Source organism: Sphingomonas sp. GC_Shp_3 (assembly GCF_026540945.1).
Classification (GTDB): Bacteria; Pseudomonadota; Alphaproteobacteria; order Sphingomonadales; family Sphingomonadaceae; genus Sphingomonas.
Map to the genome: position 1 here is coordinate 446,414 of NZ_JALNUT010000002.1, position 11,609 is coordinate 458,022.

The 11,609-nt window shown below is 64.4% G+C and carries 10 protein-coding genes; 3 read left to right on the forward strand and 7 right to left on the reverse strand.

What is annotated here, in order from left to right; translation table 11 throughout:
* Positions 1–72 precede the first annotated feature (72 nt).
* Positions 73–513 (forward strand): UrcA family protein, encoded by a 441-nt coding sequence (locus tag OXR00_RS07800; RefSeq protein ID WP_267387621.1) that lies wholly within the window; start codon positions 73–75, stop codon positions 511–513.
* 224 nt (positions 514–737) lie between these two features.
* On the opposite strand, the gene OXR00_RS07805 is transcribed toward OXR00_RS07800, so the two are convergent.
* The 4 genes from OXR00_RS07805 to uvrA form a co-directional block, all read right to left on the reverse strand.
* Positions 738–956 carry a hypothetical protein gene (locus OXR00_RS07805; RefSeq protein ID WP_267387622.1) on the reverse strand — a complete coding sequence of 73 codons (219 nt, stop codon included), beginning with the start codon at positions 954–956 and terminating at the stop codon, positions 738–740.
* 75 nt (positions 957–1,031) lie between these two features.
* On the reverse strand, positions 1,032–1,691 hold the full coding sequence (locus OXR00_RS07810; protein WP_267387623.1) for a hypothetical protein: 660 nt from the start codon (positions 1,689–1,691) through the stop codon (positions 1,032–1,034).
* Positions 1,692–1,694: 3 nt separating this feature from the next.
* On the reverse strand, positions 1,695–2,549 hold the full coding sequence (locus tag OXR00_RS07815; RefSeq protein ID WP_267387624.1) for a DUF4747 family protein: 855 nt from the start codon (positions 2,547–2,549) through the stop codon (positions 1,695–1,697).
* A gap of 114 nt (positions 2,550–2,663) precedes the next feature.
* Complete coding sequence (gene uvrA, locus OXR00_RS07820; RefSeq protein WP_267387625.1) at positions 2,664–5,612, reverse strand: excinuclease ABC subunit UvrA; 2,949 nt, start codon at positions 5,610–5,612, stop codon at positions 2,664–2,666.
* A 184-nt stretch (positions 5,613–5,796) separates the two neighbouring features.
* Here uvrA and OXR00_RS07825 point away from each other — a divergent pair, with 184 nt between their 5' ends.
* Positions 5,797–7,350 carry a carbohydrate porin gene (locus OXR00_RS07825; RefSeq protein WP_267387626.1) on the forward strand — a complete coding sequence of 518 codons (1,554 nt, stop codon included), beginning with the start codon at positions 5,797–5,799 and terminating at the stop codon, positions 7,348–7,350.
* 30 nt (positions 7,351–7,380) lie between these two features.
* Here OXR00_RS07825 and OXR00_RS07830 read toward each other — a convergent pair whose 3' ends face one another.
* From OXR00_RS07830 to OXR00_RS07840, 3 genes are read right to left on the reverse strand one after another with little or no spacing between them, the layout of a single operon-like run.
* Positions 7,381–7,605, reverse strand: coding sequence for a hypothetical protein (locus OXR00_RS07830; protein WP_267387628.1), 225 nt, complete (start codon positions 7,603–7,605; stop codon positions 7,381–7,383).
* A gap of 13 nt (positions 7,606–7,618) precedes the next feature.
* Positions 7,619–9,337, reverse strand: coding sequence for a hypothetical protein (locus OXR00_RS07835; protein WP_267387630.1), 1,719 nt, complete (start codon positions 9,335–9,337; stop codon positions 7,619–7,621).
* The gene (locus OXR00_RS07840; protein ID WP_267387631.1) at positions 9,337–9,894 is read right to left on the reverse strand and encodes a hypothetical protein; all 558 of its coding nucleotides are present in this window, start codon (positions 9,892–9,894) and stop codon (positions 9,337–9,339) included. The genes OXR00_RS07835 and OXR00_RS07840 overlap by 1 nt, the downstream gene beginning before the upstream one ends.
* Before the next feature lie 225 nt (positions 9,895–10,119).
* Between OXR00_RS07840 and OXR00_RS07845 the strand changes: the two genes are divergently transcribed.
* Positions 10,120–11,601 (forward strand): pyridoxal-dependent decarboxylase, encoded by a 1,482-nt coding sequence (locus tag OXR00_RS07845; protein ID WP_267387634.1) that lies wholly within the window; start codon positions 10,120–10,122, stop codon positions 11,599–11,601.
* Positions 11,602–11,609: the final 8 nt, after the last annotated feature.

Here is an 11,609-nt window from a genome sequence, read left to right on the forward strand (position 1 = left end):
GTGTGGTAATGGTTAACGCAGGATCAGATGCCTGCCGGCACACGCGCGGGCAGCGTAGCCGAGGAGCTTTCGATGAAACGCTTGTCCCACCTGTCCATTGCCGCGATCGCCGCGGGCGTTGCCGTGTCCGGTGCCATGCCGGCGTCGGCGCAGAACTTCGGGCGCGACGATATCGTTGTCTATGGGCATCAGCCGATCCCCGAATATGTCGACTCGGTGTCGCAGCGGGTGAGCTACCGCGACCTGCACCTCGAATATCCCGAGGACCGCCGCGAGCTGCGCCGCCGGGTGAGCGTGACGGCGGAGGAACTGTGCGATTCGCTGGGGGATCGTGGTTATGGGTCGAGCTACGTGCCGTCCTGTACCGAGACCGCGAAGCGCGATGCGATGCGCCAGGTCCGCATCGTCGAGAGCCGGTATAATGAACGCCCGCGCTATTATGCCGACACCGCGCATGTCTGGCTGCCGGAGCGGCAATGGTCGGTGGAGGATGAGTACACCACGCGGCGGTAAGGATTTCGCAAAGCGAAATCCGAACTAAAGCCGCGTGCGGCCGGCGGCGCCAAAGCGCCGTCCGACGACGCGGGATTTACTCCCGCGTCGCGCGCCGCCGAGACGCCCCGCCCGCCCCGCCGGGCGCCGGCCAATCTTCACCAACATCGCGCGTATACGGCCATGAGCTTTGCCGCCGCACGGGGGCGTGACCGCGCCCACGCCAGCCGTCCGCACCGACCCGCTCACCAGATGCCGCCGCGCTTGCGGACGCCCAGCACCTCTTCCCACGCAGCGATGGTGGCGAGGGTTTCGGGCGAGAGCGGCTGGACGTTGCCGATCAACCGCGCATCGACCAGCGCCTGCCAATGCGCCCGCGCATCGCAATCCGCGCCGGTGTGGACGCCATCGATCTGGCCGGGCCGCGACAGCGGGACCGACTGCGGGTGACGGGTGGTGGACATGGCTGTGCCTCTCGTTTGCCGGAGGACGAAAGGGTATGCGGGATTGGGGTGTGTAGGACAGGGCTACTGGAAGGCTTAGTCATATAACCTGAGCAACTGCGCAAACTTCCTAACGAGCGAAAAACGCAGTGTCTTGGTAATATCCGCAGTCGGCAAATTAACGACTGTATTCGTTTCAGCAACTTGCACGCGTGGCGGACGAGCCGCTAGAGCGCCCAACCTAAACATCGCAATACCAACCGAGATCAAAAGAAATATAGCATATATAGTGAGAAAGCATCCGACAAATGCTCCACCGTAATACGTTACTCCAATGATCAATTCTTTGTAGTTCGATGCTCCAGCTTTGCTTCCAAACTGCCTTATAAAAAAGTCACCTTTCGTACTTAAGGCAAAAAGAAGTGCAAACGCTTGGAACAATATGACGTGAAAAAACGAAGCATTGACAATTCGTATTAGCGGTATACCCGACTTTTTATCGATGGCGGTTGACAAAGCACGGTGAAGTGCGCTGCCCATCAAAGTAAAAGTTATTGTGTAAGCCGCGAGACTGAACCCGAGAATGGTTGGCAAAGAATTTCTTGCAACTTCTCGCCAGTCAAAATCTATTACGTTAAATAAGTACAGCGCTGAAAATAGGAAACTTCCATGAAAAAATGGCGAAGATACCCAAGCGCGATAACCTCCGTTATCACGCCAATATCCTTTTAAAACCATGAATAAAGCTACATACAAATTTTACCGCCTTCTTCGAAAGCTATTTGCCAAACTTTCAAACATTTGAGGCTGACTCATTTCATCCTCATCATACTTATCTTGAACCACTTTAGGAAATCTATCAGTTGTGACCACTTCATGGCCGCTATCACCATAGCCTTTTGCTACAGTCCGCCCGTTCCTGATACTGGCGCGAATAAGCCGGCCCAAATCCTCGTCCCGACTAATTCCTAAGCCTTGTTCAGCCTTATAAGACACGGTCATACTTCTCGCATTTTTATCATCGAGATGTTCCTCGGCCTGCTCCTCAAAGTCAGCGCCCCAAAGGTCTGCATTGGGCTTCTCGATGTAGATCTCGATATCGGTTATCCGAGATATCGAAAAAATACGGTCGATACTCCCACGAGATTGAACAATCGTAGCCTTTACATCGCCAAACTCGCTAGAAATTCTTTCATCGGCCACCAGGTCCTTTATAAAGGACAACGCCGAACTATGTGAAAATCGATGTCCGTTAGCGTAATGCTCAAAGATCATTTCGTGATTTTCTACATCAAAGCGGAATAAATAAGACCTTGAGTTTGGGCGAAGGTTTTCCGGAATGTTGATTTGACGTAATTCGTTGGTTGAGGCTTCTTCTAACGTATCAGTATTAAACCATTTTCCGTCTGAGTCGAACTCCAGGAAAGTAGTAATAACTCCGTTTATATATGCGCTATCAGTACGACTGCGTCCTAAAGAAGTTATCAAGCCCGATCGATCACCCCGTATGTTGGCTACACGCCTTAATTCAAAGAGGCGTTGGAATAGATTCCGGTAGAGATCCTCTGAGTGCGGATGGAGGCGAATGTTGATAGCCCCCACCTCGAGTTTCAACCTTCGCGCCATTAAGTCCTCCCTGTCGGGACAGAGAGGCAGGCTACTTCAAGACTGTCAAGGCGTGTTTAATTGGATGGAGCGCAGAGCTAAAAAAGCAGATCCAATCGGCCCTCACCCCAACAACGGCGCCAAATACCGCCCGGTAAAGCTCGCCGCCACCTTCGCGACCTTCTCCGGCACGCCTTCCGCGACGATCTCGCCGCCCTTCACGCCGCCTTCCGGGCCGAGGTCGATTACCCAGTCCGCGGTCTTGATGACGTCGAGATTGTGTTCGATCACCACCACGGTGTTGCCCTGCTCGACCAGCGCGTGGAGCACTTCGAGCAGTTTGCGGACGTCCTCGAAGTGCAACCCGGTGGTCGGCTCGTCGAGGATGTAGAGCGTCTGGCCGGTGGCGCGGCGGGACAGTTCCTTGGCGAGCTTCACGCGCTGCGCTTCGCCGCCCGATAGCGTGGTCGCCTGCTGGCCGACCTTGACGTAGCCGAGGCCCACTTCCGCCAGCATTGCCATCTTGTCGCGGATCGGCGGCACCGCCTTGAAGAACTCGACCGCATCCTCGACCGTCATGTCGAGCACGTCGGCGATACTCAGCCCCTTGAACTTCACCTCGAGCGTTTCGCGGTTGTAGCGCTGGCCGTGGCAGACGTCGCACGTCACGTAGACGTCGGGGAGGAAGTGCATCTCGATCTTGAGCAGGCCGTCGCCCTGGCACGCCTCGCAGCGGCCGCCCTTGACGTTGAACGAGAACCGCCCGGCCTTGTAGCCGCGCGCCTGCGCCTCGGGCAGCCCGGCGAACCAGTCGCGGATCTGGGTGAAGGCGCCGGTATAGGTGGCCGGGTTCGAGCGCGGGGTGCGGCCGATCGGCGACTGATCGATGTCGATCACCTTGTCGAGATATTGCAGGCCGCTGATCTTGTCGTGCTTGCCCTGCACGATGCGCGCGCCGTTGAGCGACCGCGCGGCGGCGGCATAGAGCGTGTCGATGGTGAAGCTCGACTTGCCCGAGCCGGACACGCCGGTGATGCAGGTGAAGGTGCCCAAGGGGATGCTCGCCGTCACGCCGCGCAAATTGTTGGCGGTGGCATTGTGGACGGTGAGCTTCTTGCCGTTGCCCTTGCGGCGCTTGTCCGGCACCGGCACCTTGCGGCGGCCGGAGAGGTAATCGGCGGTGATGCTGCCTTCGGTGGCGAGCACCTCCTCGAACGTGCCTTGCGCGATCACCGCGCCGCCGTGGACGCCCGCACCCGGCCCCATGTCGATCACGTAATCGGCGGTGCGGATCGCATCCTCGTCATGTTCGACCACCAGCACCGTGTTGCCGAGATCGCGCAGACGGCGGAGCGTGGCGAGCAGCATGTCGTTGTCGCGCTGGTGCAGCCCGATCGAGGGTTCGTCGAGCACGTAGAGCACGCCCGACAGGCCGGAGCCGATCTGCGACGCCAAGCGGATGCGCTGGCTCTCGCCGCCCGACAGCGTGCCCGAGGTGCGATCGAGGTTGAGGTAATCGAGGCCGACGTTGTTGAGGAAGCCGAGCCGTTCGAGAATTTCCTTGAGGATGCGTTCGGCGATTTCCTTTTGCTGGCCGGTGAGGTCTTCGGGGATGGCCGTGAACCAGGCCAGCGCGTCGACGACCGAGAGGTGCGTGATCGACGAGATGTCGCGCATGCCGATCTTGACCGCGAGCGCCTCGGGCTTGAGGCGCGCGCCGCCGCACACTTCGCAGGGGGCGCTGCTCTGGTACTTGGACAGTTCCTCGCGCATCCACGCGCTCTCGGTGGAGAGCATGCGGCGGTTGAGGTTGCCGATCACGCCCTCGAACGGCTTCTTCACGTCGTAGCTCTTGCGCCCGTCGATAAAGGTGAGCGTGACGGGCTTGCCCTCGGTGCCGTGGAGGATGACGCGCTGGACCTCGGGCGGCAGCTCCTGCCACGCCGTATCGAGGTTGAAGTCGTATTCGCGCGCGAGGGAGCCGAGCACCTGCATGTAATAGGGCGACGGCGGGTTGGACTTGGCCCACGGCACGACCGCGCCCTTCTTGATCGACAGCGCGTGGTTGGGGACGACGAGGTCTTCGTCGAACAGCAGTTTCTCGCCGAGGCCATCGCAGGCCGGGCAGGCGCCCTGCGGTGCGTTGAAGCTGAACAGGCGCGGTTCGATCTCGGCGATGGTGAAGCCGCTGACCGGGCAGGCGAACTTCTCGGAGAAGACGATGCGGTTGTCCGGGATGCCGGTGCCCTTCATCTTCTTCGGCGCAGCCTTGCCCTTGGCGATCGTCTCGCCCTCGGCCTGCCCTTCGCTGACCGGCATCGGCGCGTTCCCGGCGAGACCGGCGACGGTCGCGTCGACGAGATCGACATAGGCAAGCCCCTCGGCGAGCTTCAGCGCGGTCTCGAAACTCTCGGCGAGGCGGGTTGCGCTGTCGGCGTTCACGACGAGGCGATCGACCACCACTTCGATGTCATGCTTGAGCTTCTTGTCGAGCGCAGGCGCTTCCTCGATCTCATGCAGTTCGCCGTCGATGCGGACGCGGGTGAAGCCGGCCTTCTGCCACTCCATCATCTCCTTCTTATATTCGCCCTTGCGACCACGGATGACGGGGGCAAGCAGGTACAGCCGCGTCCCTTTGGGCAGCGCCATCACGCGGTCGACCATCTGCGACACCGTCTGCGCGGCGATCGGCAGGCCGGTGGCGGGCGAGTACGGGATACCCACGCGCGCCCACAGCAGGCGCATGTAATCGTAGATCTCGGTGACGGTCGCCACCGTCGAGCGCGGGTTGCGCGAGGTGGTCTTCTGCTCGATCGAGATGGCGGGGGACAGGCCCTCGATGTGATCGACATCGGGCTTCTGCATCATTTCGAGGAACTGACGCGCATAGGCGCTCAAGGATTCGACGTAGCGGCGCTGCCCCTCGGCATAGATCGTGTCGAACGCGAGGCTCGATTTTCCGGAGCCGGACAGGCCGGTAATGACCGTCAGCGTATCGCGCGGAATGTCGACCGAAACGTTCTTGAGGTTGTGCTCACGCGCGCCGCGTACGGAAATGGTGGTAAGGGCCATGCCGGTGGTTCTAGCTTTGTTCTGAAGGGGTTTCCAGAGCGGAGATAGGAACGGTTACCGCGCGCTGCGAGGGTGCATATTCGTTTCACCTTCGCCACAAAGCGATTATGGCGAGAACCGCACTGGCCCCCGCAACCTGCGCGCTGCCTATCGCAGCGATCGCGCCCAAGGATGTACTTCGACCATGATCGTGACGACGGTCCGCCGTATCGCCCCCGTACTGGGTGCGGCCGGGTTGCTCACCGGCGCAAGCGCCTACGCGCAGACACGGCCCACCGACGCCGCCCCGCCCCCGACCGACACGCAGAAGCCGCCGACCGATACGCAGAAGCCGCCGACCGCAAAGCCGGCCGCGCCGTCGGCCCCCGTCGATATCGGCGCGCCGGCACCCGCGCCGGAGGCGGCATCCGCAACCGACACGCAGGCACCCGCCAACGCCGCGCCACCCGCCAACACACCGGCCGCGCGGCGTCGCTACACCCACGCGCTGCACCCCTATGACACGTCACCCAACGCACCGATCGGCGATACGCGCTATCAGGCGCCGCCGGGGCTGTTCGGCGACTGGCGCAAGACGCGCACGTACCTTGGCAAGCGCGGCATCGCGGTGTCGGCGCGCTATGCCTCGGAAAGCGCGTGGAACGTCACCGGCGGTGAACGTGAGAAGGTAACCGAGACCGGGCAATTCGACGTCGGCGCCAAGTTCGATCTCGACACGATCGCCGGGATCGATGGCGGCACATTCCAGGCGACGGTGACGTGGCGGCGCGGGCGCAACCTGTCGGACGATGCCGGCCTCAACACGCTGCAACAGGTGCAGGAGGTCTATGGTCGCGGCCAGACCGTGCGCGTTACGGAGCTCTGGTACCAGCAGAAGCTCGGCGATCAGGTCGAGGTGAAGCTCGGCCGCACCAATCCGGGTGCGGACTTCGCGGTGTTCTCGTGCCACTTCATGAACCTGACCTTCTGCGGCGCGCAGCCGGGCAATCTGGTCGGCGACTACTGGACGAACTGGCCGATCGCGCAGTGGGCCGGCATCCTCCATGCCGATGTCGGGCATGGCGCCTATGTGCAGATCGGCGGTTATGTCGAAAACCCGAACGACCTGAAGAACAGCTTCTTCATCGCGCGGTTTCGCGGCGCGAACGGCGTGCTGATCCCGGTCGAGGCAGGCTGGACGCGTGGGTTGGATGGCGGCCATGTCGGCGCGTACAAGATCGGCGGCTGGTATTCGACGACCAAGGGCGACGACGTGCTGCTCGACATCGACCGGCGCCCGATCGTCATCACCGGGCTCGCACCGCTGCGACATTCCGGCCGCTACGGCGTGTTCGCCAGCATGCAGCAGCAGATCACCGGCACGTCCAAGGATGGCAAGGCGCTGACCGGGCTCGGCGTGTTCGCGAATGTGACACAGGCCGACCGCGCCACCAGCGTGACCGACAACCAGGTCGCGCTCGGCGTGTTCTACAAGGGGTTGCTGCCGGGCGTGTCGGGCGACGTGCTGGGCGTCGCGGTCGGCCGTACCAACGTCAACGGGCGCGCGGCGCAGGCGGACACGCTGGTCCCCGGTACGCCGGTGCGCGACGCCGAATATGCCGCCGAACTCTATTACAGCATCACGCCGGTGCCGTGGCTGGAGTTGCAGCCGAACGTGCAACTGATCCACCATCCCGGCGGCGTGAAGACGTTGAGCGATGTCGGCGTGCTTGGCCTGAAGGCGGCGATCACGCTTTAAGAAAAGCCCCCGCGGCCGGCGGGGGCCAGTTCAGTCGCTGCTGCGTGCCGAGGCGCCGCTGGCTTCGGCGGACTGGCTGGTGGGCAGGCGCAGGACGCCGATCAGCCCGCCGGTGATGGTGCCGAGGCCGAACGCCTCGATCTTGCCGATGACATGCTCGCTGATGACGCCCGCCACGATCGCGATCGTGAAGATCAGCGTCAGTGTCGCGAGCGTCGCGAGATAGGCGATAAGATGGTCGCGCTGGCGCATCATCTCCCCTTCCCGCTCAACGGACCGGCAGCGGCTGCATCAGCGTGGCCGCATTGACGCCGCCCGCCGACAGGATCGCACCGCGCGTGCCCGGATGCACGCCGTTCCAGCCCGGCGCATCGGTGATGCGATAGGTGCTGGTCGCATCGGGCACGGTCGTCCACGCATCCGCGATCAGCAGTTGCGTCGCGCTGTTGCCGCCGATGCCGCGAGATTGCCCGGCGCCGGTGCCCGACACGATCTGAAGCTCGGCACCGCGATACTGGCCGGGCGTCCAGGCCTTCGCCGTGTCGTTGAACGCGTTGCCGGGGTTGCTGCCCGAGGAGGTACCGCTCGCGTAGGTCTGCGTGGCCGGTGGCGAGAACCCGCCGTCGAGCGTCGGCACGCCCGCCGCGTTGACCTCCAGTCCGGCGCACGGGTCGGCAACGCGCGCGGTGCCGGCATTGGCGACGCCCGCCACCTGCGCGTTGGCCTGCGCGACGAAGCCGCCCGCGCCGGGATCCCGCAGCCAGTCGTTGAAGAGGACGCGACCCGCTTCGTACACGTCCTTGCTCTGACCCGACAGGGTGAGGAACCCGTCGCTCGACGTCGGCGCCGGCAGGATGGTGGCGGCGACGAATACCTGCCCGGGTGCTGCGCCGCGCGGCATCATGAACTGTCTGGCCGCCTGCAACCGCACCGCCTTCATCGCGGCAAGGGCCTGCGCGGGCGTGTAGCCGAGCGTCCCCAGGTCGTAGCTCAGATCGTTGCGACCATAGGCCCATAGCACGTGCGTCGCATATCCCGACGCTTCCAGCCGCGACGCGAAGTTCCACGGCTGCACCGCATCGACCTCGCGCTCGCCCGGCAGGGCCAGCAGCATATGCGGATAGGCGGCGAACGACCGCAGCGCCCAGCCGCCGGTGAAATATCCGTACCCGGCATCATCGCCCTTGGTGACGATGCTGTCGCCGGCGATCGCGATGGACGGCGCGACCGACCCGTCCGAGCAATAGCCCAGCACCGCCAGCGCGGACCAGCCGGCGGCGAATTGCGGCGCAGCGACGGTGACGTCGCCACCGGCATTGTCGAACGCACGCTCCGCCGTGGAGTTCGCGGCCGAACCTTCGCCGCTGTCGGTGCCGAAGCCGCTGCTGCCGCCACGCAGCGACAGCGCGCTGAAGAACAACTGCCCGGCGGTCGCCACCGTCACCGAGGAGCGTTCGTAGAAGGTCGCCCCCGGCGCGATCGCGCCCGACACCGGATCGGACAGCAGCAGGTTCGGGAAGCCAAGTGCCGCCGACGACGGGCTCATCGTCGCGACCGCCTGACCGCCCCAGCGCACCGGCATGCGCGGTGCCGACTGGTCGGTCTTGGTGCCCGCGAACTCGATCGCGCTGTGCACCAGGATCGTGCCGGGATTCTGCCGTTCCTTGGGCGCGGACGGCGTGCCGCCCGTGCTGGTGGTGGCCCAGCCGTAATTGCCGGCCAGCAGGCGAAGCCCCGATGCCGTGCACCGCGCGAGGTTACGGTGCAGCACGCGCACGGTGTTGTACGGCCCGGCGGCAGGCAGCGTGACACCGATCCCGTACCATTGTTCGGCACCGGAGATGACCGAAAGCCGTGGCATACGAGTGGCGGCCGCGATCTTCGCCTGCAGCGCGAGCGCGCGCGCGGCGCGGTCCTGTTGCGCCTGGGCGGGCATGGCGGCGAGCAGCGAAGCGATCGCCGCGACGAGCGGGACGCGGACCGCCATCATTGTGCCACCACATAATTGAGCGTGCCCGATGCGACGGTGCACAGCAGGTAAACTTGCGTGTTGGCGATCGTCTCGTTCGTGATGATGCTGTTGACCGGACCTGTGTAAGGCCCGCCGGTCGCGGCGTCGAAGATGGTCAGCGGCAGCTTGGTTGCGCCGCCGTCGATGCTGTCGACCAGCTGGCAGGAATAGGCAGCATTGTTGGTCGTCCACAGCTTAAGGCCGACATCGCGGCCGAGTTGCGGCGTCAGCGGGCCGATCACCGCCGAACCGTTGGCGAAACCGGCCGCGCCCGAGCTTGGAGTGACGGTGCCGCTGGTGACAGTGCCGGCCAGCGGCGTCGAGATCGCGGCGGCGAGCGGCCCCTGCGTGATCGGCCATGGCGCGACCGGGCTGACGGGGACGCAGCTGCCGTCGCTTTGCCGGACGCACGGCGCCTGCATCGGCGCAAAGCCGCCAGGTGCCTGCACCGAGGACGCCGTCTGCGCATGAGCTGGCGCACCGGACAGCGGAAGCGCGAGCGCACCGGCCACGGCAAGGAGATATCTCGTCATATCAAAGTCCTTCTGGCTGTGAGCGCCGCTCGCTACCGACACAGACACGCTGTAGGACAGAGTTTTTACCGATTTGGTTACAAATGCGGTTCGGCCAGGTGCACGTGCGCCGTCCTATAATGAGAAGGATGGGCGTGGTTTAGGAGCGGATTAACCATGCGACGCTACGCGAGACCACGCACCGCCTCCTCCACGCGCCTGGTGGAGCCGATCGGAAAGACCTTGATGGCCGTTGAACGCACGCTCCCCCGCCCCGCGACCTTCCCGCCCGCGCTGTCAGGCGCGACGACGCTCGATTCTGCCGACTGGCCGAGCTTGCGCGCGCAGGCGCACCGCATGCTCGACGATATGCTCGATCACCTCCAGACACTTGATGCACAACCGGTCTGGCAAGCTCCGCCACCCGCCGCCCGCGCGGCGATGGCCGGGCCGTTGCCACTCGGCCCGACCGATCTCGTCGATACGCATGCGATCTTCCGCGAGACGATCCTGCCGTATTCCAGTGGCAACCTCCATTCCGGCTTCATGGGCTGGGTACAGGGCGCGGGCACGCCGGTGGGCATGTTGGCCGAGATGCTGGCGGGCGGGCTCAACGCCAATTGCGGCGGGCGCGATCATATGGGGATCGCGGTCGAACGCCAGATCGTCGCCTGGATGCGCGAGGTGTTCGGCTTCCCGGCGTGCGCGGACGGCCTGTTCCTGACCGGCACGTCGCAAGCCAACTTCGTCGCGTTGCTGATCGCGCGCACCCGCGCCTGCCGCACGGTCCGCAGCGGCGGCGTGGCGGCGGCACCGCGCCTGCTCGCTTATGCTTCCAACGCGGTACACGGCTGCGTGCCGCGCGCGCTGGAGATGGCCGGGCTCGGCAGTGACGCGCTGCGGCGGATCGCGACCGACGCGCGCGGCGCGATCGACGTGGCCGCACTCGCCCGCCAGATCCGCGCCGATCGCGCCGCCGGTTTCCAGCCGTTCCTGCTGATCGGCACCGCCGGCAGCGTCGATATCGGCGCGATCGACGATCTTCATGCGCTCGCCAACGTCGCCGCGCGCGAGGCGGTGCACTTCCACGTCGACGGGGCGCTCGGCGCACTCGGCATGCTGTCGGATGCGATCGCGCCGCTGCTCGCCGGCATCGAACGCGCCGACAGCATCGCGTTCGATTTCCACAAATGGGGGCATGTTCCCTACGACGCCGGTTTCCTGCTGGTGCGCGACGGCGCGTGGCAGCACGACACGTTCGCGGCGGAGGCAAGCTATCTCACCCGCGCACAAACCGGCTTGGCCGCGGGCGCGCGCTGGCCGTGCGACCTCGGCCCCGATCTGTCGCGCGGATTTCGGGCGCTGAAAACGTGGTTCACGCTGAAGACCTATGGGCTGAAGGCACTCGGCGCGGCGATCGACGCGAATTGCCAGCTTGCGCGGACGCTGGCGGCACGGATCGAGGATCACCCCGATCTCGTGCTCCGCGCGCCGGTCGCGCTTAACATCGTGTGCTTCGGCTTCGCGCGGCGCGGGGTGGAGGATGGCGACCGCAACCGCCGCATCGTCGAGCGGCTCCACGCCGCCGGGCGCATCGCGCCCTCGATCACGCTGCTCGACGGCGTTCCCGCCATCCGCGCCGCGTTCGTCAACCATCGCACCACGACCCGCGATGTCGATGCGCTGATCGAGGGTGTGCTCGCCTTCGGCCACGCTGACCGCGCCTGAGGACTATC